Origin of the sequence: Delftia sp. SD018 (assembly GCF_017355445.1) — a bacterium.
GTDB lineage: Bacteria > Pseudomonadota > Gammaproteobacteria > Burkholderiales > Burkholderiaceae_C > Comamonas > Comamonas acidovorans.
This window is the reverse complement of record NZ_JADDRN010000003.1, coordinates 1-24,818: the sequence shown is the minus strand read 5'-3', so window position 1 is coordinate 24,818 and position 24,818 is coordinate 1. Positions and strand designations below refer to the sequence as shown.

Below are 24,818 nucleotides of genomic sequence, written 5' to 3'. Positions count from 1 at the left end.
GTGTCCCTCAGAAGTTGTGGCGCACACCCAGCGCCAGGGACCGCACGCCGTCGCCGCTGTTGGGGGTCACCGGCACGTTGGCAATGGCGGCCGAGGCATTGGCCGCGTTGCCCAGCTGCAGCCAGCGCGCGTAGAGCACGGTGCGCTTGCTCAGCGCATAGTCGTAGCCCAGCGTCCAGGTGTTCTGGGCGCGGTCCGTGCCGCCCACCTCGCGCCGCGCCACCGAGACCAGCAGCTTGGAGCGCGCATCCACGCTCCAATCGGCGCCCAGCTGGGCCAGCTTCGCCTTGGGTGTGCCTGCACGGTCCACACGGTTGATGACGTAGTTGCCCGTCAGGCGCAGCCCGTCCAGGGCTTCCCAGCTGGCCGACAGTGCCTGGTACTGGCTGGTGGCGGGCGCGGACACGGGTGCGGCGGCGCTGCCTTCCACGGACTTCTGGAAGCTGTAGGCCAGGAACCAGGGCTTCTGGTTCCAGCCCAGCGTGGCGCCATAGAGGCGGCCGTTGCTGCTGTTCGGCGAAGCCACTTCGCCGAAGGAATAGGCCAGGTCCGCCAGCCAGGGCTGGCCTGCCGGCGTGCGGTAGCGCACCAGGTTGTTGGCCCGCGCCGCAAACGGCCGCAGGCCGGCCTGGGCATCGGTGGCCGACACCAGGTTCAGCGAGGAAAACAGCGCGTTCATGCCCAGCGGATCGGCGCGGAACAGCGCGCCGAACATGGGCGTGTACATGCGGCCCATCTCCACGGCGCCCCAGCCGCTGTTCAGTCCCACCCAGGCCTGCCGCGTGAAGGCCAGGCCCGGGCCGGGAATGGTGCCCAGGCCCGTGTCCGGCGCCACGCCGGCCTCCAGCATGAACTGGGCGCGCAGGCCGCCACCCAGGTCCTCGCTGCCGCGAAAGCCGATGCGCGATGCCGCGCTGCCCCCATCCTCCAGCCGGCTCAGGCGCGTGGCGCCCGACCTTGCGCTGTTGATGTGGACGTCGACGATGCCGAACATCTCCACGCTGCTCTGGGCCCACGCGGACGTGCCCAGGGCCGCCATGCCGCCGGCGGCCAGCCAATGCTTGTGCTTCACGAACTTGTCTCCTTGGTAGCGCCCCGGATGCTTTGCCCGGTGGCTTGCTTGCTACTATCCCGAGCGACAGGGGATGCACTCTGTCAAGCCATTGACAAATGGCGGTACATGGGCACCGGACTAACCCGGGGCCTTCGACATCGTGAGAGAACCATGCGCTCCAAGCCTGCTCCCGTGGCCGACCCTTCGGCGCTGATCCGCCGCGCCCTGGGCCTGTGCCGCATGCTGCGCAACTGGCCGCCCGAGGTGCTGGATGAGCTGACGGCGCTGTCCCGCCTGGGCCGCTACGAGCGCCACCAGCAGGTGCGCGCCGCCGACCCCAAGCGGCGCGAGGTGCTGGTAGTGGCTTCGGGCTGCGTGGAAGTGGGCGGCGTGGACGCCACGGGCTCGCGCTTCGTGCTGTCCATGCACAGCGCGGGCGACATCGTCGGCCTGGCGCGGCTGCTGGAGCACACGCAATTCGTCTACGACTACCACGCGCACCAGCCCACGGTGCTGGTGGAGATTCCCGGCGAGTCCTTCCTGGCCCTGCTCGATGCCCATCCGCCGCTGTGGAAGGACATCTGCCTGCTGGTGCTGGCGCGCATGCACGAGCTGATCGTCGTCCAGCAGCGCCACGCCTTCAGCAACATCGACAACCGCGTGGCCGAGCTGCTGGCGCGGCTGGCCCCCACGCATGGCCAGCCCGCGCCCGACGGGCAGGGCGTGGTGCTGCGCATCTCTCAGAGCGACCTGGCCGCCATGCTGTCCGTCTCGCGCCAGACCATCAACAAGGAGCTGCGCCTGCTGGAGCAGCGCGGCCTGCTGCAGGCCGCCTATGGCCGGCTGACCATCGTCGACCTGGCGGGCCTGCTGCGCCTGGCCGATGCGGGCGCGCGGCCGGGGCCCTAGCCCCGGTCCGCTGGAATCAGTCCTCGTCCAGAGGCGAGGCATCCTCGCCGAACAGGGCTTGGCCGTCGGCGCGCAGCAGCTCCAGCATGTGCCGGGCGGCGGGCGACAGATAGCCGTCGCGCCGGCAGGTCACGCCCAGGTGGCGGCGCAGCGTGGTGGCCGGCAGGCGCACTTCCCTGAGCGTGCGGCTGCGCTCCAGCCGCAGCGTGTGGCGCGAGACGAAGGTCAGCAGATCGGTCTTGGCCACCATGCGCGGCAGCAGCGGGATGGAGCCCGCCTCCACCTGCACCGTGGGCGCCGGCATGCCGCGCGAGGTGAAGGCCTGGTCCAGCCATTGCCGGCTGGGAATGTTGGCGCTGGGCAGGGCCCAGGGATGGCGCAGCAGCGCGGCCATGGTGATGCGCTGGCGCTCGAAGACGGGATGGTCCTGGCGCGCCGCGACCACCACCACGTCCTCGGCGATCGGGTGGGAGACCAGCTCCGGATCACCCTCGGCCGTGAGGCCGATCAGCAGGTCCAGCTGGCCCTCGCGCAGGCGGTCGCGCAGTTCCCAGCTGGGGCCGATCACGATGCTGATGGTGATGCGCCGCCCGTCGGCCAGTGCCTTGCTGCACAGCTCGGGCAGCAGGTGGTCGGCGGCCACCGGCCCGCTGCCGATGCGCACATGGCCGGCATGGCCTTCGTTGAAGTCGCGCACCTCGCGCAGCGCCTCCTGGCTGGCATTGCGCAGCATGCGCGCGCGGGCCAGCAGCACATCGCCCAGCGGCGTGAGGCGTATGCCGCGCCCGGCACGCTCGAACAGCGCGCCGCCCACGGTCAGTTCCAGGCGCTGTATGCATTTGCTCAGCGCGGGCTGGGTGCGCCCCAGCTGTTCTGCGGCCCGGCCCAGGTGCCCGAGGTCGGCCACGATCTCGAAGAAGCGCAGGTCGCGCAGGTGCAGGTCCATCGATGAATAAAAGTGATGTTTGAATGAACATTATCGAATGGACGGAATGGGTGGCGCTCACAAGAATGCGGTGCATCGACAAAGCGAATTGCCCGTTCCCATGACCGCCACTACCCACCCGCCCACCGTTTTCGTGACCGCGCCACGCCTGGCGCCCGCCGGGCTGCAGCGCCTGCAGGCGGCGCACTGCCGCGTGCTGTACCTGCAAGAGGGCGGCGGCGAGGCCGAGGTTGCCGCCGTGCTGGCACGCGAGAGCGTCGATGCCGTGATCTCGCGCACGGCCACGCTGTCGGCCGCTGCCATCGCGGCCTGTCCCACGCTCAAGGTCATCTCCAAGCACGGCGTGGGCGTGAGCAATATCGATGTGGCCGCGGCCAGCCAGCGGGGCATTCCGGTCTATGTGACGCCGGGCGCCAATGCCCAGTCCGTGGCCGAGATGACGCTGGGCCTGATGTTCGCGGCCGCCCGCCGCATCGCCTGGATGGATGCCGAGCTGCGCGCCGGCCGCTGGTCCCGCGCCCAGGACGGCCTGGAGCTGAGCGGCCGCACTCTGGGCCTGCTGGGCTTTGGCCAGGTGGGCCAGCGCGTGGCGCGCGTGGCGCTGGCGCTGGGCATGCAGGTGGTGGCCTTCGATCCAGCGTTCGATCCGGCCTGCGCCCCAGGGCCCGGCACCGGGGCGGGCGTGCGCATGCTGGGCTCGGTGGATGAGCTGCTGCCCCTGTCCGATGTGCTCAGCCTGCACGTGCCCCTGAATGCCCGCACGCGCCATCTGCTCGATGCCGGCCGCATCGCCCAGCTGCCGCGCGGCGCCCTGCTGGTCAACACCGCGCGGGGCGAGGTGGTGGACGAGGCTGCGCTGATCGACGCCCTGCGCAAAGGCCACCTGGCCGCCGCCGGCCTGGACACCATGGCCGAGGAACCCCTGCCTGCGGGTCACGCCCTGGCCGCGCTGGACAACGTGGTGCTGACGCCCCATGTGGGCGGCTCCACGCCAGCCGCGCTGGCGGCCATGGCCGGCATGGCCGCCGCCAATGTGCTGGGCTGGCTGCAGGGCAGCCCGGCCGACCCTTCCCACTGCGTGAACCCCGAGGTTCTGCGCTGAGCTGTTTTTCCCGGAGATTTGCCATGACCACCCCATCCAGCCAATGGCCTGCGGGCTACCGCATCCATCCGCGCGCCGCAGGCCCCGAGGCCGGCGTCGTCCAGGCCTTCAAGGCCATTCCCGTGGCCGCCATCGGCGACGCCATGAGCCGCAATGTCGGCGCCATCGGCCTGCGCCAGTACCACGCGCGGCTGGAGGCCGTTCTCTGCGGCCCGGCCGTCACCGTGCGCGTGCGGCCCGGCGACAACCTCATGATCCACAAGGCGCTGATGATGGTGCAGCCCGGCGATGTGCTGGTCATCGACGGCGGCGGCGATGTCTCGCAGGCCCTGGTCGGCGGCCTGATGCGCACCACCTGCCTGGCGCGTGGCCTGGGCGGCCTGGTCATCGACGGCGCCATCCGCGACCTGTGCGAATGGGCGCAGGACGGCATGCCCATCTTTGCGCGCGGCCACACGCACCGCGGGCCCAGCAAGGACGGCCCGGGCGAGATCAATGTGCCCGTGGCCTGCGCCGGCCTGGCCGTGCTGCCCGGCGACCTGATCGTGGGCGATGCCGATGGCGTGATCGCCGTGCCCGCGGCCGAGGCCGCCGAGGTGCTGCGCCGCAGCCAGGCCCACCTGGCCCGCGAGGCCGTCATCCGCGAGACCAACCGCAGCGGCACGGCCGATCCCGAGCGCTTCGACGCCGTGCTGCGCGCCAAGGGCCTGCCGGTCTAGCGTCCCCTGCGCAGGCTGCGCCCGACTTTTCCCGCCATAACGATTCCAAGGAGACAAACAATGACAATGCGCAGACGGCATCTTCTGGGCGGCGCTGCCGCCGCCCTGGCCACGGCCTTCCCTGCACTGGCGCTGGCCCAGGGCGAATGGCCGCAGCGGCCCGTGCGCCTGGTCGTGCCGTTTCCGCCCGGCGGCGGCACGGATGCCACCTCGCGCCTGGTGGCCGACCGGCTCAACATCGCCATGGGCTGGACCATGGTCATAGACAACAAGCCCGGCGCGGGCGGCAACATCGGCCTGGATGCCGTGGCCAAGGCCGCGCCGGACGGCTACACCATCGGCATGGGGCAGGCCGCCAACCTGGCCATCAATCCCAGCCTCTACGCCAAGATGCCCTTCGATGCGCTCAAGGACTTCACGCCCATCGCCAGCGTGGCCCTGCAGCCCGTGGTGCTGACCGTGCGGCGCGACTCGCCCTTCAAGAACCTGCAGGACTTCATCAAGGCGGCCAAGGCCAGGCCCGGCACCTACGGCATCGCCCAGGCCGGCAATGGCACGGTAGGCCACCTGGCCGGGGAAATGCTGGCCCGCCGCGCGGGCATCGAGGTGCTGCAGGTGCCCTACAAGGGCGCCAATACCGCGCTCACCGACCTGATGGGCGGGCAGGTGGACCTGTACTTCGGCAACACGGTGTCGGTGATGTCGCAACTGGCCACGGGCAAGATCCGTGCGCTGGCCGTCACCTCGGCCCAGCGCGTGCCGTCCCTGCCCGATGTGCCCACGGTGGCCGAGCAGGGCTATCCGGGCTTCGAGGCCTCCACCTGGCTGGGCCTGGTGGGGCCGGCCAACCTGCCCGCCCCCATCGCCGAGCGCATTGCCGACGCGACCATGAAGCTGCTGGCCACCAAGGAGGTCAAAGAGAAGCTGGCCCAGGAAGGCAGCATGGCCACGCCTGCCAATGGCGCGCAGTTCGGCGAGTGGATTCGCAGCGAGCACGCCAAATGGGGCAAGCTGATCCGCGAGGGCAAGTTCCAGATCAACTGACCATGGCAGCCCCAATCGAGGTCGACCGGCTCGACACCCCCAGTTCCTCCGCACCTCCACCCGCACTCTTGGGCGCGGGCCAGGCCTCCTCCACGCCGCGCAGGCTCAGGCGCATCCTGTCGCTCGATGATTTCGAGCGGGCGGCGCGCCACCACCTGCCTGCGCCGATCTTCGCCTACGTCAGCGGCGGCTGCGAGACCGACAAATCCCTGCGCGCCAACCGCGAGGCCTTCGATGCCCACCGCTGGGTGACGCGCGTGCTCACCGACACTTCGCGGCGCACGCTGGCCACACCGCTGCTGGGCCAGACCTGGGCTGCGCCCTTCGGCATCGCGCCCATGGGCATCAGCGCGCTGTCGGCCTACCGGGGCGACCTGGTGCAGACGCGCGCGGCGGCGGCGGCCCGCATCCCGGCCATCCTGAGCGGCACCTCGCTGATCCGCATGGAGGAGGTGGTCCAGGCCAATCCCCAGGCCTGGTTCCAGGCCTATGTGCCCGGCGAGACCGAGCGCATCGTGCAGTTGCTGGGGCGCGTGGAGGCCGCAGGCTTCGCCACCCTGGTCGTCACCGTGGACACGCCCGTGTCGGGCAACCGCGAGAACAACATCCGCGCAGGCTTCTCGACGCCGCTGCGGCCCGGCCTGCGCCTGGCGTGGGAGGGCATCACCCATCCGCGCTGGCTGCTGGGCACGGCGCTGCGCACGCTGGTGCGGCACGGCATGCCGCACTTCGAGAACTCGCAGGCCACGCGCGGCGCGCCCATTCTCTCGTCCACCGTCACGCGCGACTTCGGCGCACGCGACCACCTGAGCTGGGAACACTTGGCCCTGATACGCCGGCGCTGGAAGGGCCGCCTCGTGGTCAAGGGCATCCTCAGCCCGCAGGACGCGCTGGCCGCGCGCGATGCCGGGGCCGACGCCATCATCCTGTCCAACCACGGCGGCCGCCAGCTCGATGGCGCGGTCGCGCCCCTGCACATGCTGCCCCTGGTGGTGGAGGCGCTGGGGCCGGACTACCCGGTGATGATCGACAGCGGCTTTCGCAGGGGCAACGACGTGCTGGTGGCGCTGGCCCTGGGCGCGCACTTCGTCTTCGTGGGCCGGCCCTTCAACTATGCGGGCGCCGTGGGCGGCGAGGCCGGCGTGCTGCACGCCATCGCCATCCTGGCGGCCGAGATGCGGCGCAACATGGCCCTGATCGGCGTGCAAGGCCTGCAGCAGCTGGGGCCGCAGCACCTGCGACCGCGTTAGCCACGCGCCAGTCCCGAGGGTGGCGTGCCCCGCAATTGGCCCGCGGTTTCGCAGCGATGGGAAAATGGCGGAATGACCGCCTCCACCAACACCCTCACGATCACCCGTCCCGATGACTGGCACCTGCACGTGCGCGATGGCGAAGCCATGCGCAGCGTGGTGCCGCATACGGCCGCGCAGTTTGCGCGCGCCATCATCATGCCCAACCTCAAGCCGCCGGTGACCACCGCCGAGCAGGCGCTGGAGTACAAGCAGCGCATTCTCTCGGCCGTGCCCGAGGGCATGGCCTTCGAGCCGCTGATGACGCTGTACCTCACCGACAACCTGCCGCCCGAGGAAATCGTGCGCGCCAAGGCGGCCGGCGTCGTGGCCTGCAAGCTCTACCCAGCTGGCGCCACCACCAACAGCGACCACGGCGTCACCGACCTGCGCAAGATCTACCCCACGCTGGAGGCCATGCAGCGCGAAGGCCTGCTGCTGCTGGTGCACGGCGAAGTCACCAGCAGCGACATCGACCTGTTCGACCGCGAGGCCGCCTTCATCGACCAGCACCTGATCCCGCTGCGCCGCGACTTCCCCGAACTCAAGATCGTCTTCGAACACATCACCACGCGCGAAGCCGCCCAGTACGTGACCGAGGCCGACCGCTTCGTGGGCGCCACCATCACGCCCCAGCATCTGCTGTTCAACCGCAACGCCATCTTCACGGGCGGCATCCGTCCGCACTACTACTGCCTGCCCGTGCTCAAGCGAGAAACGCACCGCCTGGCCCTGGTGGAGGCAGCCACCAGCGGCCTGCCCAAGTTCTTCCTGGGCACGGACAGCGCGCCGCACGCGGCCCATCTCAAGGAACACGCCACGGGCTGCGCCGGCTGCTACAGCGCCCATGCCGCCATCGAGATGTATGCCGAGGCCTTCGACAATGCCGGCGCGCTGGACAAGCTCGAAGCCTTCGCCAGCTTCAACGGCCCGGACTTCTACAGCCTGCCGCGCAACACCGGCAAGATCACCCTGGTGCGCGAAAGCTGGACGCCGCCGGACAGCTTCGCCTTCGGCGAGGCGCAACTGAAGCCGCTGCGCTCCGGCGAAGCCCTGCCCTGGAAGCTGGTTTAAGCTGGCGGGACTGCCACCCGCCAGAGGATTGCCATGCCTGAGCCGCAACCGCGCATCGCCCTGCTGATCGACGCCGACAACGCGCCGGCCGAGATGATCGACGAGATCCTGACCGAGCTGTCGACCTTCGGCGTCATCGACATCCGCCGCGCCTACGGCAACTGGACCAAGCATTCGCTCAGCGGCTGGCAGCGCAAGCTGCTCGATTTCGCACTGCGGCCCATGCAGCAGTTCGACTACTCCAAGCACAAGAACGCCACCGACATGGCGATGACCGTGGATGCCATGGAGCTGCTCTACACCGAGCGGCCCGACGCCTTCGGCATCGTCTCCTCCGACGCCGACTTCACCCCGCTGGTCATGCACCTGCGCTCCAAGGGCGCGGCCGTCTACGGCTTCGGCATGGCGCAGACGCCCCAGCCCTTCGTCAATGCCTGCTCGCGCTTCCTGTACCTGGAGGCGCTGGGCGAGGCGGCGCCCGCCAACGGCAATGGCCAGGACGCCGCGCATGAGGCGGGCCAGGCGGCGGTGCCGCCCGTGGCTGCAGCCGCGGTGGCGGCCTCTGTCCAGCCCTCCACTGGTACGGGCAAGGAGCGCGCCCAGGCCGAGCAGGCACCTTCCTCTTTGTCCGCTCCCGAGCCGCAGCGCCCCTGCCTGCGTGTTCCTTCGCAGGAACTGCGCCAGGACACGCGCCTGCTGAGCATGCTGCGCAGCGCCGTCAACGCCACGCAGGATGAAAGCGGCTGGGCCCATGTGGGCGCCGTGGGCGCGCAGATCGGCAACAAGGCCTCGTTCGATGCGCGCAACTACGGCTACGCCACGCTCACCAAGCTGCTGGCGGCCACGCAGGCGTTCGAGATGCGCGACGAGGGCACCTCGCGCGTGGCCGTGCGCGACAAGCGCCTGGCCAAGGCCCAGTCCAGGCCGTCCGGCAATTGACATTTCCCATCGACTGGAATGCGCCCTGGCTGCAGGGGCTGCAAGCGCAGGGCAGGGCAGCCTGCCTGCAGGTGGAGCAGGGCCGGCCGGTCTGGCAGGCCTTGCAGTCACTGGCCGACGCACAGGCGCTGCCCTGGCGCTTTGTGCCCCAGCACGATCTGCCCGAAGGCAAGGCCTACGAGCAATTCATCTTCGAGACGCGCTGCATTCCCACGCGCGACAACCTGCATGACTTCTTCAACGGCCTGATCTGGCTGCGCTGGCCCGCGCTCAAGCAGCGCTGCAATGCCCTGCAGGCCGGCGCCATTGCCCAGGCGGGCGTGGGTGCGCAGCGCGGGCCGCTGCGCGATGCCGTCACCGTGCTGGACGAGAACGGCGCCCTGCTGCTGGCGCCGGCCGCGCTGTGCGAGGCGCTGAGGCACCGGCGCTGGCACCAGCTCTTCGTGGAGCAGCGCGCGCTATGGCGCCAGGCCAGGCTGCTGCCCATAGGCCATGCGCTGCTGGAAAAGCTGGTGCAGCCACGCAAGCCCATCACGGCCCATGTGCTGTGCGTGCACACGGATGGTGCAGGCGCCACGGCAGGCCCCGCCACGGCGGACATCGACGCCTGGCTGGCCGGCAGCATCTGGCTGGAGGCCGACACCCTGGCGTGCAAGCCTTTTGCACCCTTGCCCGTGCTGGGCGTGCCCGGCTGGTGCCACGAGAACGAGAACTTTTCCTTCTATGATGACTCTCTCGTGTTCCGGGCGCCCCGTTCCGCACAAGCATCACAACAAGGAATGGCAACGGCGCAGGACCCGGCTTGAAAACAGCCGGTGGGGCCCTCACTTTTCAACGCTGCAGGGCCCAGATCCTTCCCCCTTTCCCCACTTTGTGGAGAACCCACTGATGAAACGCATCGCACTTTTTCTTTTGACCAACGTCGCCGTCGTGGTGGTGCTGGGCATCGTCGCCAGCCTGCTGGGCGTCAACCGCTTCCTGACCTCCAATGGCCTGAACCTCGGGGCCCTGCTGGGCTTCGCCTTCATCATGGGCTTTGGCGGCGCCATCATCTCGCTGCTGATCTCCAAGCCGCTGGCCAAGTGGAGCTCGGGCGTGCACGTGATCAACGAGCCGCGCAATGCCGATGAGGCCTGGATCGTCAACACCGTGCGCGGCTTCGCCGACCGTGCCGGCATCGGCATGCCCGAAGTCGGCATCTACGAGGGCGAGCCCAATGCCTTCGCCACCGGCGCCTTCAAGAACTCGGCCCTGGTGGCCGTGTCCACGGGCCTGCTGGAAGGCATGACGCGCGAAGAGGTGGAGGCCGTGATCGGCCACGAGGTCGCCCACATCGCCAATGGCGACATGGTGACCATGACCCTGATCCAGGGCGTGATGAACACCTTCGTGGTCTTCCTGTCGCGCGTCATCGGCTATGCCGTGGACAGCTTCCTGCGCAAGAACGACGAAAGCAGCTCGGGCCCCGGCATCGGCTACTACGTGACCACCATCGTGCTGGACATCGTGCTGGGCTTCCTGGCCGCCATCATCGTGGCCTGGTTCTCGCGCCAGCGCGAATTCCGCGCCGACGCGGGCGCCGCCCAGCTCATGGGCCGCAAGCAGCCCATGATGAACGCCCTGGCCCGCCTGGGCGGCATGCACCCCGGCGAGCTGCCCAAGAGCGTGGCCGCCATGGGCATTGCCGGCGGCATCGGCAAGCTGTTCTCGACCCACCCGCCGATCGAAGAGCGCATTGCCGCGCTGCAAAACGCGCAGAACCTCTGATTCAGGATCAGGTTCGACACGCTGGAGCCTGTCCAGTGGGAGCCCGGTCATCGACTGGGCTCCGCTTCACGAAGCTCCATCAGAAATGCTTGTCCGGTGCTGCATTTATGCGAATGTAGTAACGTACAAGCATTTTCTTTGACGGAGGTGCGTCATGCAGATTTCGACCTTCAGCAGCCGTGAATTCAACCAGCATGTTTCCGCTGCCAAGAAAGCGGCCAGCGGTGATGACGTGGTCTACATCCTGGACCGGGGGCAACCTGCCCACGTGCTGATGAGCATTGAGAAATTCCGTGAACTGTCGGGGCAGACCCGGAACATTCTTCAATTGCTGGCCATGCCCGAGGCCGCCGATATCGATTTCGACATTGAGCGCACGAAGGATTTGCCGCGCACCGTGGACCTGTCCTGATGTATCTGGTGGACTCCAACATCGTTTCCGAACTGCGCAAGGCATCGGCGGGCCGCGCGAACGATGGCGTTGTGGCCTGGGCGCAATCGGTCGCGGCCGAGTCCCTTTTCATCAGCGCGATCACGCTGATGGAGCTGGAGAAAGGCGTGCAGTTGAAAGCCCGGCAAGACCCGGTTGCCGGGCAGGTGCTGCGCCGCTGGCTGGTGGAACGCGTGTTCACGGCCTTTCAGGGGCGTGTGCTGCCAGTGGATGCGATGGTTGCCATGGAAAACGCGGCCTACCACGTGCCTGCGCCGCGGCCGCTGGCCGACAGCCTGATCGCGGCCACGGCGAAGGTGCATGGCTTGTGCGTGGTCACTCGCAACATCAAGGATTTCGAGCCGTTCCATGTTCATGGAGTGCGCGTCTTGAACCCTTGGATGTAGGGCCCGTCTCAACCTCACGTACAGCCAGACTTGATCTTTACCCAGACTTCACAAGCCCCTGTCAACAACCGGCAGGGGCTTTTTCGTTGTATCTGCATGGCCGCACTAAGCGCGGCCAGGAGTGCATCGTGAAGTCTGTATCGATTCAAACGCCGGGCCGTCGCCTGGTTCCGGCCCTGGTCCTGGCTGCCGCCACCGTGGCATTGACCGGCTGCGTGGTTGCGCCTGCCTATCCCGTAGGTCCTTCGGGCGAGGTGGTCTACGCGCCCATGGCGCCGCCGCCGCTGCAGACCGAGGTCATTCCGGTCGCTCCCTCGCCGGTCCATGTGTGGATCGGCGGCTCCTGGGGCTGGGGTGGGGGGCGCTATGCCTGGCGCCCCGGTTACTGGGCCGCGCCGCCGCACCCCGGCTATGGCTGGCGTCCGCACGGCTGGGACCATGGCCCGCGTGGCTGGTACCAGCGCCCGGGCGGCTGGTACCGCCGCTGATTCAGGTGGCGGCAGCGTCGCCGCTGCCACCCTGGCCGGCCTTGGCCAGCAGGAAGTCGATGCAGGTGCGCACGGCCCGCGTCTGATGACGGTCGGGCAGGTACAGCAGGTACATGTGGGTGCCGAAGATGCTCAGGCGGTACTCCTGCAGGGTCAGCACGACCTCGCCGCTGGCCACCTTGTCCTGCACCACGTAGTCGGGCACCAGGCCCACGCCCAGGCCCGCCAGAATGCCCTGGCGCAGGAAGGGGAAGTGCTCGGAGATCATGGTCGGCGCCAGCAGCACCTCCTGGCGGTCCGTTCCCTGGTAGGCCGACAGGCGCAGCTGGCGGCCCATCACGCCGGCCGTGATCAGCGGGCTGTTGCGCAGCTCGTACAGCGTGGTGGGCAGGCCGTGCTGCTGCGCATACTCGCGTGAGGCGCAGGCCACGTAGTGCACATTGCCCAGGCTGCGCGCAATCACCGACAGCGGCGGCTCCTGGATCACGCGGATGGCGATGTCCACCTCGTCGCGCAAATGGTCGGCGCGGTTCTCGAACAGCACATCCAGCACGATGCCCGGATACAGCCGCTTGAACTCGATCAGCCAGTCGCTCATCACGATCTGCCCATAGCCGCTGGGCACGCTCAGCCCCACGCGGCCTGCCATCCCCTGGCCCAGCGACGTGATCGTCTCGCGCGCCGACATCATCTCGTTCTGGATCGCGCGGCCATGCTCGTACATCCGCATCCCCACCTCGGTCGGCTCCACGCGCCGAGTGGTGCGCCGCACCAGCTGCACCCCCACCGATTTTTCCAGCTGCGTCAGGTGATAGCTCACATTGGCCCGCGTCATCTTCAGCTTGCGCGCCGCCTGGCTCAGATTGCCGCTATCGATGATTTCCACCAGCAGGGTCAGCGAGTTCAGATCCATTCAGTTCACCAAGCAAAACAGCGAGATCGAGCGCAAGAGCAGAGGGCATAAAACTGGCGCAACCCAAAGCGAGGGACACCGAGGAAGGGCCGTCCCGCACCGAGGGTGTCGTCCCCCTCCCCCGCGAAGCGGGTAGAGAGGGGGAAGCGGCGTAAGCCGCTCAGGGGGTTGTCAAATACGTTTTTACAGTCTGTCAATCATTCATGGGATTGTAAAGAACCATTGTCGTGGCAAGAATGGATGTTTTGAGTGGAAAACCCAAGTTCGGAGACATACAGATGAGCGAACAAGCCCAGGCTTCCGTGGTCCAGACCCGCCTTGATGGTGCCGTGCTGGTGGTCAGCATCAACAACCCCCCCGTGAATGCCCTGGGCCAGGCCGTGCGCGCCGGCCTGCTGGCTGCCGTGGAGCAGGCCGAATCGGATGCCGCCGTCAAGGCCGTGCTCATCGTGGGTGAGGGCAAGGCCTTCATCGCCGGAGCAGACATCCGCGAATTCGGCAAGCCCGCCATGCCACCCTCGCTGCCCGAAGTGCTCAATCGTCTTGAAGCCTCCGACAAGATCGTGGTCGCCGCCATCCATGGCCCGGCCCTGGGCGGCGGCCTGGAAGTGGCCATGTCGGCCCACTACCGCCTGGCTTTGCCGGCTGCCAAGCTCGGCCTGCCCGAAGTCAACCTGGGCCTGCTGCCCGGCGCTGGCGGCACGCAGCGCGCACCACGCCTGATGGGCGTGAAGGCGGCCGCCGACCTCATGCTCAGCGGCAAGCACCTGTCTGCCAAGGCCGCGCTGGCCGCCGGCCTGGTGGACAAGCTGGTGGACGGCACCGACGCCACGGCCGCAGGCCTGGCCTACGCCAACGAGCTGCTGGCAACCAATACCGCGCCGCGCCGCACGCGTGACATCGAGATTACCGACAAGGCCGCCGCCCTGGCCGAACTCGACGCGCTGGCCGCCGACACCGCCAAGAAGAGCCGCGGCCTGTTCTCGCCGCTGAAGATCGTGGAATGCGTGCGCGCCGCCGTGGAGCTGCCCTTCGACGAAGGCATCGCCAAGGAGCGTGCCCTGTTCGTGGAATGCCTGAACAGCCCGCAGCGCGCCGGCCTGATCCACGCCTTCTTCGCCGAGCGCGAAACCGCCAAGATTCCCGAAGCCAAGGCCGCTGCGCCGCGCCACTTTGCCAAGATCGCCGTCATCGGCGGCGGCACCATGGGCGCCGGCATCACGGTGTCCGCGCTGGACGCGGGCCTCACGGTGACCATGATCGAGCGCGACGCCGACTCCATCGCGCGCGGCCAGGCCAATGTGGAGAAGGTCTACAACGGCCTGATCGCCAAGGGCCGCATGACCGAGGAGGCCAAGGCCGCCGTCATGGCGCGCTACACACCCAGCACCTCCTATGACGACATCAAGGATGTGGACCTGGTGATCGAGGCCGTGTTCGAGGACCTCGAAGTCAAGAAGGCCGTGTTCAAGGAACTGGACCGCGTCTGCAAGCCCGGCGCCGTGCTGGCCACCAACACCTCCTACCTGGACATCGACGCCATTGCCGCCGCGACCTCGCGCCCGCAGGACGTGATCGGCCTGCACTTCTTCAGCCCCGCCAACATCATGAAGCTGCTGGAGATCGTGGTGCCCGCCAAGGTGGCGCCCGACGTGGTGACCACGGCCTTCGAGCTGGCCAAGCGCATGAAGAAGGTGCCTGTGCGCGCCGGCGTCTGCGACGGCTTCATCGGCAACCGCATCCTGGCCGTCTACAAGCAGGCTGCCGACTACATCATGGAAGACGGCGCCAGCCCCTACGAGATCGACGAGGCCGTGCGCGGCTTCGGCTACCCGATGGGCCCGTTCCAGGTCACCGACCTGGCCGGCGGCGACATCGGCTGGGCCACGCGCAAGCGGCGCGCTGCCACGCGCGATCCCAAGGCCCGCTACGTCGAAGTGGCCGACCGCGTCTGCGAGCGCGGCTGGTTCGGCCAGAAGACGGGCCGTGGCTTCTACCTCTACCCGCAGGGCGCGCGCGTCGGCCAGCCCGACCCCGAAGTGCTGGCCATCGTCGATGCCGAGCGCGCCAAGAAGGGCGTGACGCCGCGCAAGTTCACCCCTGAGGAAATCATGCGCCGCTACATGGCCGCCATGGTCAACGAAGGCGCCAAGGTGGTGGAGGAGGGCATTGCCCTGCGCCCGCTGGACGTGGACGTGACCTTCCTGTCCGGCTACGGCTTCCCGCGCTTTCGTGGCGGCCCCATGAAGTGGGCCGACATGCAAGGTTTGGACAAGGTGCTGGCCGACATCCGCGAATTCGCCAAGGAAGACGCGCTGTTCTGGAAGCCCGCTCCCCTGCTCGAAAAGCTGGTCGCCGAAGGCCGCGATTTCGAAAGCCTGAACAAGGCAGCGTAACTGACCACCCCCTGAGCCGCTGCGCGGCTTCCCCCTCTCTCGCTACGCGGGAGGGGGACGACACCCTCGGTGTGGGGTGGCGCGGCCGGCGTAGGCCCTTCCTCGGTGTCCCCGACTGGGCCGCGCCGGCAACAAGTAATAGAAATTCCCAAGAGACAAGCAAGGACCGACCATGCGCGAAGCCGTCATCGTTTCCACTGCCCGCACGCCCCTGACCAAGTCGCACCGCGGCGAGTTCAACGTCACGCCCGCCGCCCAGCTGGCGGCCTTCTCGGTCAAGGCCGCGGTCGAGCGCTCGGGCATCGACCCGGCCATGATCGAGGACCTGATCCTGGGCTGCGGCAACCCCGACGGCTTCCAGGGCCGCAACCTGGGCCGCCAGACCGTGCTGCGCGCCGAGCTGCCCCTGTCCATCGCGGGCACGACCATCACGCGCTTTTGCGCCTCGGGCCTGCAGTCCATCGCCATCGCGGCGGGCCGCATCGTGGCCGAGGGCGTGGACGCCATGCTGGCCGGCGGCATCGAGACCATCTCGGGCATCCGCCCCGGCAACAACCTGCCCACCGACATGGACCCCTGGCTGGTCGAGCACAAGCCCGCGCTGTACATGGCCATGATCGACACGGCCGACATCGTGGCGCGCCGCTACGGCATCAGCCGCGAGGACCAGGACGCCTTCTCGCTGCAAAGCCAGCAGCGCACGGCCGCCGCCCAGGCCGCCGACCTGTTCAAGGACGAAATCATTGCCTGCGCCACGCGCATGGCCGAGAAGAACAAGGACACGGGCGAGATCACCTACCGCGACGTGGTCGCCACCAAGGACAACTGCAACCGCGCCTCCACCACGTTGGAGGGCCTGGCCAAGCTGGAACCCGTCAAGGGCCCGGACCAGTTCATCACGGCCGGCAATGCCTCGCAGCTGTCCGATGGATCGTCGGCCTGCGTGCTGATGGAAGCCAGGCAGGCCGAGCGCCTGGGCCTGTCCCCGCTGGGCGCCTTCCGCGGCTTTGCCGTGGCCGGCTGCGAGCCTGACGAAATGGGCATCGGCCCCGTCTTCGCGGTCCCCAAGCTGCTGGCGCGCCACGGCCTCAAGGTCGAGGACATCGACCTGTGGGAACTCAACGAGGCCTTCGCCTCCCAGGCCCTGTACTGCCAGCGCAAGCTGGGCATTCCCAACGAGCGCCTGAACGTCAACGGCGGCGCCATCTCCATCGGCCACCCCTTCGGCATGACGGGTGCGCGCCTGGCGGGCCACATCCTGCTGGAAGGCCGGCGCCGCAAGGCCAAGTGGGGCGTGGTCACCATGTGCATCGCAGGTGGCATGGGCGCCGCAGGCCTGTTCGAAATTTATTGAATAAGCACCCCCTGAGCGGCTGGCGCCGCTTCCCCCTCTCTCGCTTCGCAGGAGGGGAACGACGCCCTTGCTGCGGGGCGGCCCTTGCTCGGCGTCCCTCGCTTAGGGCATGCCAATTTCAGGGCTGCAAACGGCTTACAACGCCACGGATTACTGGGGAATAGCAATGGATTTGCAATTTACGACTGAAGAACTGGCCTTCCGCGACGAGGTTCGCGGCTTCCTTAAGGACAAGCTGCCCGAGGACCTGTCGCACAAGGTCAAGAACGGCCTGCAGCTGACCAAGCAGGACATGGAGCGCTGGCACGCCATCCTCAACGAGCGCGGCTGGCTGGCCAACCACTGGCCCGAGCAGCACGGCGGCCCGGGCTGGAGCGCGGTGCAGAAATTCATCTTCGAGCATGAATGCGCGCTGGCGGGCACGCCGCGCATCGTGCCCTTCGGGCTGAGCATGCTGGGCCCCGTCCTGATCAAGTACGGCAACGAGGCGCAGAAGGCCCACTGGCTGCCGCGCATCCTCAATGGCGCCGACTGGTGGTGCCAGGGCTATTCGGAGCCGGGTTCGGGCTCGGACCTGGCCTCGGTCAAGACGTCGGCCGTGCGCGATGGAGATCACTACATCGTCAACGGCCAGAAGACCTGGACCACGCTGGGCCAGCACGCCAACATGATCTTCTGCCTGGTGCGCACCAATCGCGAAGCCAAGGCGCAGCAGGGCATCAGCTTCCTGCTGGTGGACATGAACTCGCCCGGCGTGGAAGTGCGCCCCATCATCACGCTGGACGGCGAGCACGAGGTCAACGAAGTCTTCTTCACCGACGTCAAGGTGCCCGTGGAGAACCTGGTCGGCGAAGAGAACAAGGGCTGGACCTACGCCAAGTACCTGCTGACCTACGAGCGCACCAACATCGCGGGCGTGGGCTTCTCGGTGGCCGGCCTGGAAAAGCTCAAGGCCGTCGCCGGCCGCATGCTGCGCAACGGCAAGCCGCTGACGCAGGACCCGCTGTTCGCGGCCCGCCTGGCCAAGGTCGAGATCGACCTGGAGAACATGAAGACCACCAACCTGCGCGTGATCGCCGCCGTGGCCGGCGGCGGCGTGCCGGGCGCCGAAAGCTCCATGCTCAAGATCCGCGGCACCGAGATCCGCCAGGAAATCCTGTCCCTGGTGCGCCGCGCCATGGGCCCCTACGCCGCGCCCTTCATCGAAGAGGCCCTGCAGGCCGGCTACGACCAGCCCGCCATCGGCGACGCGGCTGCCGCCACGGCCGCCGCCGCGTACTTCAACTACCGCAAGCTGTCGATCTTCGGCGGCTCCAACGAAATCCAGAAGAACATCATCTCCAAGATGATCCTCGGCCTCTGATCCGGCAAGGAAAACGGAACATGAACTTCGAACACACCGAAGACCGCCGCATGCTGGCGGACAGCCTCAACCGCTTCGTCTCCGAGCAGTACGCCATCGAGGCGCGAAACCACGTCGCCTATGGCGAGGAAGGCCACAGCCCGCTGCTGTACGGGCAGTTCGCGGACATCGGCGCCATCGGCGCGCTGTTCCCCGAGGACGCTGGCGGCTTCGGCGGCCAGGGCTTCGACATCAGCGTGGTCTTCGAATGCCTGGGCCGCGGCCTGGTGGCCGAGCCGCTGCTGGGCGCCCTGGTCGTGGGCCAGGCCCTGATCGCGGCCGGCAGCGATGCGCAAAAGGAACAGCTGGCAGCCATCATCGGCGGCACGTCCATCGCGGCCCTGGCCCATGACGAGCCCGGCAGCCACTACGAGCTCAACAACGTCGCCACCACGGCCGTGCGCAGCGGCGACGGCTGGGTGCTGAACGGCGCCAAGGGCGTGGTCGCCTTCGGCGAGAAGGCCGACCTGCTGCTGGTCTCGGCCCGCACCTCGGGCAGCCAGTACGACGAGGCCGGCATCAGCCTGTTCCTGGTCCCCGGCAATGCCGCAGGCATCCAAAAGCGCGGCTACAACCGCATCGAAGGCGGCCGCGCGGTCGAGCTGGTGCTGGACAAGGTGCAGGTCGGCGCAGACGCCCTGCTGGGCGAAGAAGGCCAGGGCCTGTCCCTGCTGGAACGTGTCAGCGGCTACGCCGTGCTGGCGCTGACCGCCGAGGCCGTGGGCGCCATGGACGTGGCCAAGGACCAGACGCTGGAGTACCTGCGCACGCGCAAGCAGTTCGGCGTGCCCATCGGCAGCTTCCAGGCCCTGCAGCACCGCATGGCCGACCTGCTGCTGGAAGTGGAGCAGGCGCGCTCGGCCGTGATCAACGCGGCCGCCGCCATTGCGGACGAAGACCGCGTGGCGCGCGAGAAGGCCCTGTCGGCCGCCAAGTACAGCATCGGCCGCATCGGCACCCTGGTGGCCGAGGAAAGCATCCAGATGCATGGCGGCATCGGCATGACCTGGGAGCTGCCCCTGGCCCACTACGCCAAGCGCCTGGTCATGATCGACCACCAGTTCGGCGACGAGGACCACCATCTGTCGCGTTACATCGCACTCGGCTCGCAACACTGAGCCAAGGAAAGCCGCCATGACCGAAGCGAACCAAGTCCTGCTGACCCGCCGCGAAGGCGCCGTGCTGGTGCTGTCCAACAACAACGTGGCCGCGCGCAATGCGCTGTCGCCCGAGTTCTACGCGGCCGTCTCGGCGGCGCTCAAGAGCGCGGCGACCGACCCCACCGTGGGCGCCGTGGTGCTCACGGGCGAGGGCGGCCACTTCTGCGCGGGCGGCGACCTGCGCCAGCTGGCCAAGCGCCGCGAGCTGCCGGTGCAGGAGCGACGCGCCAAGCTCGAAGGCCTGCATGACCTGATCCGCAGCGTGCGCGACTTTCCCAAGCCCGTGATCGCCGCGGTCGAAGGCGCGGCGGCCGGCGCGGGCCTGTCGCTGGCCCTGGCCTGCGACATGCTGGTGGCCGCGAAGAACGCCGTGTTCTCGGTCGCCTACGTCAAGGTCGGCCTCACGCCCGATGGCGGCGCCACCGCCTTCCTGGCCGAGTTCGTCTCGCGCCAGGTGCTGACCGAGCTGTGCCTGACCGGCGAGCGCATCAGCGGCGAGCGCCTGCATGCCCTGGGGCCCGTCAACCGGCTGTCCGAACCGGGCCAGGCCCAGGCCGACGCCGTGGCGCTGGCCGCCCAGGTGGCCACCGGTCCCGACCAGGCCATGGCCCTGATCAAGGACCTGTGCCGCCAGGCGCCGCGCAACACGCTGGAAGAGCAGCTGGAGCTGGAGGCGCAGTACATGGTGCGCTCGCAGGAGAGCGAGGAATCGCGCGAAGGCATTGGCGCCTTCCTCGAAAAGCGCGCTGCCGACTTCACCAAGCTGCGCGGCTGAAACCGCTCAAGACCTAAAAGACTTTCCAAGGAGACAACGCACATGGCCGACAGCCACAACGATCAGAACCAGGACATCGACTTCCCGCTGGAGGGTGTGCGCGTGCTCGACCTCTCGCGCGTGTTCGCGGGGCCGCTGTGCGGCATGGTGCTGGCCGACTTCGGCGCCGAAGTGGTCAAGGTCGAGCACCCGGGCCGCGGCGACGACACGCGCGACTGGGGCCTGCGCATCGGCAAGACCGAGACCACCTACTACAACAGCATGAACCGCAACAAGCGGTCCATCACGCTGGACCTGCAGACCCCCGAGGGCGTGAAGATCGTCCACGACCTGCTGCCCCAGTTCGACGTGGTCATCCACAACTTCAAGACCGGCGGCGCCGAGAAGCTGGGCCTGGGCTACGAACAGCTCAAGGCCATCAAGCCCGGCATCATCTACTGCGCCGTGGCCGGCTATGACAGCAGCGGGCCCGAGGCCAAGCGCCCCGGCTACGACCTGGTCATCCAGGGCGAGGCCGGCCTCATGGCGCTCAACGGCGAGGCCGGCACGCCGCCGCTCAAGTTCGGCGTGGCCGTGGTCGATCTCATGACCGGCATGTACGCGGCCCAGGCCATCCTGGCCGCGCTGTTCCGCCGCGAGCGCACGGGCAAGGGCCGCCTCATCGAGATGGCGCTGTACGACAGCGGCATCATGATCACCGGCTACTACGGCCTGGACGCCATGCAGCTCGGCCATGACCCCGAGCGCTACGGCAATGCCCACCCCTCCATCGTTCCCTACGGCATGTACGAGGCCGCTGACGGCCCGCTGATCATCGCCGTGGGCAACAACGCCCAGTTCGACAAGTTCTGCCGCCAGGTGGTGATGCGCCCCGACATCGTCGAGGACGCGCGTTTCTCCACCAACGTCAACCGCGCCAAGAACCGCCTGGAGCTGGGCCCCATGCTCAAGGAACTGATCCGCTCCTTCCCGCGCGATCTGCTGCTGGAGCGCCTGACGGCCGCCGGCATCCCCTGCGGCCGCGTGGCCGGCCTGCACGAGGCCCTGACCAGCGAGCGCACGCGCCGTGGCGGCCTGCTGCAGGACATGCCCCACCCCGTGGTCGGCACCACGCCCGTGTTCGCGCCGCCCTACCGCCTGGACGGCCAGCGCCTGCCCATCCGCCATGCACCGCCCACGCTGGGCGAGGGCACGCGCGAGGTGCTGCACCGGCTGCTGAGCATGAGCGACGAGCAGCTGCAGCAGCTGCAGTCCAAGGGCGTGCTGACCCTGCCCGAGACCCCCGCGCAACAGGGATAAGAGGACCGATCACGCGACTGATTCCACGGGGGCCATTGATGCCCGGCTCCCGACCCGCCAGGTTTGCATGCCGCACCAAGACGGCACCCATAGACAGCAATACCCAGGAGACAAAACCATGAGCAACCAAGTCACACGCCGCGACATTCTTCAAGGGCTGGCCGCCATCGGCGGCACCAGCCTGCTGGCCACGGGCGCCACCAGCGCCCTCGCACAGGCCGGCAAGCCGGCCGCGTGGCCCACCAAGCCCATCCGCGTGGTCGTGCCCTTCAACGCGGGCGGCGCCACCGACATCATTGCGCGCACCATCGGCGAGGCCCTGGCCAAGCGCGTGGGCCAGCCCGTGGTCATCGACAACCGCGCGGGCGCGGCCGGCATCCTGGGCACGGACGCCGTGGTCAAGGCGCCCGCCGACGGCCACACCCTGCTGGTCTCGCTCAGCACCTCCATGCTGATCAACCAGTTCCTCTACACCAAGCTGCCCTACAACCCGCAAAAGGACATCGCCCTGGTCACCCAGATCGCGGCGGCGCCCGTCACCCTGGTGGTCCATCCCTCGGTGCCGGCCAACAACATGAAGGAGCTGCTGGCCTATGTGAAGGCCAACAAGGGCAAGCTCTCGTACGGCTCCTGGGGCGTGGGCTCGTATGCCCACCTGGCCGGTGCCTACATGAGCAAGACCATGGACGCCGACATGACCCACGCCGCCTACAAGGGCGAGGCACCCATGATCCAAGAGCTGATCGGCGGCCAGCTGCAGATGTGCTTTTCCAGCGCGCTCAACACCAAGCCCTTCATCGACTCGGGCAAGCTCAAGGCCATCGGCGTCACCGGCAAGGAGCGCATGGAAATCCTGCCCAAGCTGCCCACCATCCATGAGCAGGGCGTCACCGACGACGCCTACGCCATCTACGGCTGGGTGGCCATGGGCGCACCGGCCGGCGTGCCCAAGGAGATCGTGGACCAGCTCTACGGCCACCTTCGCGAAATCGCCAAGGACCCCAAGGTGCTGGAGCGCACCGTGGGCGCAGGCTTCATGCCGCTGATGAACAGCCCGCAGGCCTTCCGCGAGAACTACCAGCGCGACATGCCCATCTGGAAGGCGCTGGTGGAGGAAGCTGGCGCGAAGCTTGATTGATTTTTCCGGCCCGCGGCAGCGGGCCGCCACCGACGACTGCTGAGACAGCTTTGAGAGGAGACTTCATGTACACGCGCAATCCCGCATCCCCGGCACGCCCCACGCGGCGCAGCGTTCTGGCCCTGGCCGCAGCCCCGCTGCTGGCCGGCCTGGCCGGCGGCGCCCTGGCCGAGACCGGCTGGCCCAGCAAGATGCTGCGGCTGGTCGTGCCCTTCCCGGCGGGCGGCCCCACCGACACGGCATCGCGCATCGTGGGCCAGAAGCTGGGCGAGCGTCTCAAGCAGACCGTGGTGGTGGAAAACCGCCCTGGCGCCTCCGGCTCCATCGCGGCAGTGCAGGTCGCCAAGAGCCCCGCCGATGGCTACACGCTGATGATGCTGGCCACGCCCACGCTGCTGGCACCGCACCTGTACAAGAAGGCCGGCTACGACACCGTCAAGGACTTCACGCCCGTGGCCACGGTCTATGACCTGCCCATAGTCATCGTGGTCAACCCCACGCTGCTGCCCGACGTCACCGACCTCAAGAGCCTGATCGCCCACGCCAAGGCGCAGAAAGTCGCGCTCAACTACACCAGCTCGGGCGCAGGCAGCTTCGGCCACCTGAGCATGGAGCTGCTCAAGCAGATGGCCGGCTTCGACATGCAGCACGTGCCCTACAAGGGCGGCGTGCCCGCCATCACCGACACCATCGGCGGCCAGGTGCCGATCATGTATGCCGACCTCGTGGCCGCGCTGCCCCACATCCAGGCCGGCAAGCTGCGCGCCATCGCCGTGGGATCGCCCCAGCGCGTGGCCATGCTGCCCGACACCAAGACCATTGCCGAGCAGGGCATCAAGGGCTACGACGCTGTCTCCTGGGGCGGCCTGCTGGCGCCCAAGGGCACGCCCAAGGCCGTGGTCGACCGCATCGCCAGCGAAGTTCAGCAGATCCTGGCCGACAAGGACATCCAGGAAAAGCTGCTCAACGCAGGCGCCATCGCCGCCTTCCAGAACCCCGCCCAGCTGGGCCAGCGCATCCAGCAGGACTACACGCGCTGGGGCCAGCTGATCCGCGACAAGGGCATTGCAGTGGAGTGACAACGACATGAAGACACGCATCACCGAACTCTTTGGCATCGAGCACCCCATCATCCAGGGCGGCATGCACCATGTGGGCCTGGCCGAGCTGGCCGCCGCCGTCTCCAACGCGGGCGGCCTGGGGCTGATCACGGGCCTGACCCAGCGCACACCCGAGCTGCTGGCGCGCGAGATCGCGCGCTGCCGCGAGATGACGGACAAGCCCTTCGGCGTCAACCTGACCTTCCTGCCCTCGGTCAACCCGCCCGACTACCCGGGCTACGTCAAGGCCATCATCGAAGGCGGCGTCAAGGTCGTGGAGACGGCGGGCAACAACCCGCAGAAATGGCTGCCCGCGCTCAAGGAAGCCGGCATCAAGGTCATCCACAAGTGCACCTCGGTGCGCCATGCGCTCAAGGCCGAGGCCATCGGCTGCGACGCCATCAGCGTGGACGGCTTCGAATGCGGCGGCCATCCGGGCGAGGACGACATCCCCAATTTCATCCTGCTGCCGCGCGCGGCCGAAGAACTGAAGATTCCCTTCGTCGCCTCGGGCGGCATGGCCGACGGCCGCTCGCTGGTGGCTGCGCTGGCGCTGGGCGCCGAGGGCATCAACATGGGCACGCGCTTCATTGCCACCCAGGAAGCGCCCGTGCACGACAACGTCAAGCAGGCCATCGTTGCGGCCAGCGAGCTGGATACGCGTCTGGTCATGCGCCCGCTGCGCAACACCGAGCGCGTGCTGACCAACCCGGCCACCGAGCGCCTGCTGCAAAAGGAGCGCGAGCTGGGCGCGGCCATCACCTTTGCCGACATCGCGCCCGAGGTGGCCGGCGTCTATCCGCGCATCATGCATGACGGCGACATGGACGCAGGCGTCTGGTCCTGCGGCATGGTGGCCGGCCTGATCCACGACGTGCCCACGGTCCAGCAGCTGATCTCCGGCATCATGGACCAGGCCCATGCACTGATCAACGAGCGGTTGGCAGGCCTGGCCCGCTGACCGCCCATCTTCACAGGACTTACGCAAACAGGATGCGACAACGTGCTGCGCCCCATGGCAAGCCGCTTGCCTTGTTCCTTCTTGCGTAAGTCGTACTTCAAAAACCAGGAAAGAGCTTTCTCATGAAAATCCTTGTACCCGTCAAACGTGTC

Annotated in this window: 24 protein-coding genes; 21 read left to right on the top strand and 3 right to left on the bottom strand. The window is 68.2% G+C overall.

The genetic code is table 11. The features are described 5' to 3' along the window. Positions 1-7: 7 nt before the first annotated feature. Positions 8-1,072, bottom strand: a complete 1,065-nt coding sequence (locus INR38_RS05020) for a porin (protein WP_207443953.1) — start codon at positions 1,070-1,072, stop codon at positions 8-10. Positions 1,073-1,225: 153 nt separating this feature from the next. Here INR38_RS05020 and INR38_RS05015 point away from each other — a divergent pair, with 153 nt between their 5' ends. Next, the gene (locus INR38_RS05015; protein WP_013804161.1) at positions 1,226-1,963 is read left to right on the top strand and encodes a Crp/Fnr family transcriptional regulator; all 738 of its coding nucleotides are present in this window, start codon (positions 1,226-1,228) and stop codon (positions 1,961-1,963) included. Positions 1,964-1,979: 16 nt separating this feature from the next. Here the strand turns inward: INR38_RS05015 and INR38_RS05010 are convergent, their stop codons facing one another. Next, positions 1,980-2,909, bottom strand: coding sequence for a LysR family transcriptional regulator (locus tag INR38_RS05010; protein WP_013804160.1), 930 nt, complete (start codon positions 2,907-2,909; stop codon positions 1,980-1,982). A 100-nt stretch (positions 2,910-3,009) separates the two neighbouring features. Between INR38_RS05010 and INR38_RS05005 the strand changes: the two genes are divergently transcribed. The 11 genes from INR38_RS05005 (at position 3,010) to INR38_RS04955 (ending at position 12,168) form a co-directional block, all read left to right on the top strand. Next, complete coding sequence (locus tag INR38_RS05005; RefSeq protein WP_207443951.1) at positions 3,010-4,011, top strand: hydroxyacid dehydrogenase; 1,002 nt, start codon at positions 3,010-3,012, stop codon at positions 4,009-4,011. A gap of 23 nt (positions 4,012-4,034) precedes the next feature. Beyond that, positions 4,035-4,730 (top strand): RraA family protein, encoded by a 696-nt coding sequence (locus INR38_RS05000; RefSeq protein WP_012203312.1) that lies wholly within the window; start codon positions 4,035-4,037, stop codon positions 4,728-4,730. Positions 4,731-4,790: 60 nt separating this feature from the next. After that, positions 4,791-5,774, top strand: a complete 984-nt coding sequence (locus INR38_RS04995) for a tripartite tricarboxylate transporter substrate binding protein (RefSeq protein WP_065347864.1) — start codon at positions 4,791-4,793, stop codon at positions 5,772-5,774. Between the two features lie 2 nt (positions 5,775-5,776). After that, a complete protein-coding gene (locus INR38_RS04990) occupies positions 5,777-7,024 on the top strand; it encodes an alpha-hydroxy acid oxidase (protein WP_207443949.1) in 1,248 nt (415 codons plus the stop codon). A 72-nt stretch (positions 7,025-7,096) separates the two neighbouring features. After that, a complete protein-coding gene (gene pyrC / locus INR38_RS04985; protein WP_012203315.1) occupies positions 7,097-8,137 on the top strand; it encodes a dihydroorotase in 1,041 nt (346 codons plus the stop codon). 33 nt (positions 8,138-8,170) lie between these two features. After that, complete coding sequence (locus INR38_RS04980; protein ID WP_099752311.1) at positions 8,171-9,076, top strand: NYN domain-containing protein; 906 nt, start codon at positions 8,171-8,173, stop codon at positions 9,074-9,076. Then, positions 9,073-9,882, top strand: coding sequence for a DUF3025 domain-containing protein (locus tag INR38_RS04975; RefSeq protein ID WP_207443947.1), 810 nt, complete (start codon positions 9,073-9,075; stop codon positions 9,880-9,882). The genes INR38_RS04980 and INR38_RS04975 overlap by 4 nt, the downstream gene beginning before the upstream one ends. An 82-nt stretch (positions 9,883-9,964) precedes the next feature. After that, positions 9,965-10,843: a protease HtpX gene (gene htpX / locus INR38_RS04970; protein ID WP_013804154.1), complete on the top strand. Its 879-nt coding sequence runs from the start codon at positions 9,965-9,967 to the stop codon at positions 10,841-10,843. A gap of 154 nt (positions 10,844-10,997) precedes the next feature. Continuing rightward, positions 10,998-11,255 (top strand): type II toxin-antitoxin system Phd/YefM family antitoxin, encoded by a 258-nt coding sequence (locus INR38_RS04965; protein ID WP_207443946.1) that lies wholly within the window; start codon positions 10,998-11,000, stop codon positions 11,253-11,255. Next, a complete protein-coding gene (locus INR38_RS04960) occupies positions 11,255-11,680 on the top strand; it encodes a type II toxin-antitoxin system VapC family toxin (RefSeq protein WP_207443944.1) in 426 nt (141 codons plus the stop codon). Before INR38_RS04965 ends, INR38_RS04960 begins: the two co-directional genes overlap by 1 nt. A gap of 128 nt (positions 11,681-11,808) precedes the next feature. Further along, positions 11,809-12,168 (top strand): YXWGXW repeat-containing protein, encoded by a 360-nt coding sequence (locus INR38_RS04955; RefSeq protein ID WP_034398157.1) that lies wholly within the window; start codon positions 11,809-11,811, stop codon positions 12,166-12,168. 1 nt (position 12,169) lies between these two features. On the opposite strand, the gene INR38_RS04950 is transcribed toward INR38_RS04955, so the two are convergent. Then, positions 12,170-13,081 carry a LysR family transcriptional regulator gene (locus INR38_RS04950; protein ID WP_071954384.1) on the bottom strand — a complete coding sequence of 304 codons (912 nt, stop codon included), beginning with the start codon at positions 13,079-13,081 and terminating at the stop codon, positions 12,170-12,172. 278 nt (positions 13,082-13,359) lie between these two features. Here INR38_RS04950 and INR38_RS04945 point away from each other — a divergent pair, with 278 nt between their 5' ends. From INR38_RS04945 to INR38_RS04905, 9 genes are all read left to right on the top strand, one after another. Further along, on the top strand, positions 13,360-15,477 hold the full coding sequence (locus INR38_RS04945; RefSeq protein ID WP_207443942.1) for a 3-hydroxyacyl-CoA dehydrogenase NAD-binding domain-containing protein: 2,118 nt from the start codon (positions 13,360-13,362) through the stop codon (positions 15,475-15,477). A 172-nt stretch (positions 15,478-15,649) separates the two neighbouring features. After that, positions 15,650-16,831, top strand: a complete 1,182-nt coding sequence (locus INR38_RS04940) for an acetyl-CoA C-acyltransferase (protein WP_063327246.1) — start codon at positions 15,650-15,652, stop codon at positions 16,829-16,831. Positions 16,832-16,997: 166 nt separating this feature from the next. Further along, positions 16,998-18,194, top strand: coding sequence for an acyl-CoA dehydrogenase family protein (locus tag INR38_RS04935; protein WP_016451776.1), 1,197 nt, complete (start codon positions 16,998-17,000; stop codon positions 18,192-18,194). A 20-nt stretch (positions 18,195-18,214) separates the two neighbouring features. After that, positions 18,215-19,351, top strand: coding sequence for an acyl-CoA dehydrogenase family protein (locus INR38_RS04930; protein WP_207443940.1), 1,137 nt, complete (start codon positions 18,215-18,217; stop codon positions 19,349-19,351). Between the two features lie 16 nt (positions 19,352-19,367). After that, positions 19,368-20,168 carry an enoyl-CoA hydratase gene (locus INR38_RS04925; RefSeq protein ID WP_013804147.1) on the top strand — a complete coding sequence of 267 codons (801 nt, stop codon included), beginning with the start codon at positions 19,368-19,370 and terminating at the stop codon, positions 20,166-20,168. Between the two features lie 42 nt (positions 20,169-20,210). Continuing rightward, entirely contained in the window at positions 20,211-21,467 is a 1,257-nt protein-coding gene (locus INR38_RS04920) for a CoA transferase (protein ID WP_013804146.1), read from the top strand. Positions 21,468-21,585: 118 nt separating this feature from the next. Further along, positions 21,586-22,605, top strand: a complete 1,020-nt coding sequence (locus INR38_RS04915) for a tripartite tricarboxylate transporter substrate binding protein (protein ID WP_013804145.1) — start codon at positions 21,586-21,588, stop codon at positions 22,603-22,605. A 65-nt stretch (positions 22,606-22,670) separates the two neighbouring features. Next, positions 22,671-23,684, top strand: coding sequence for a tripartite tricarboxylate transporter substrate binding protein (locus INR38_RS04910; protein ID WP_207443938.1), 1,014 nt, complete (start codon positions 22,671-22,673; stop codon positions 23,682-23,684). A 7-nt stretch (positions 23,685-23,691) separates the two neighbouring features. After that, the gene (locus INR38_RS04905) at positions 23,692-24,666 is read left to right on the top strand and encodes a nitronate monooxygenase family protein (RefSeq protein WP_013804143.1); all 975 of its coding nucleotides are present in this window, start codon (positions 23,692-23,694) and stop codon (positions 24,664-24,666) included. Positions 24,667-24,818: the final 152 nt, after the last annotated feature.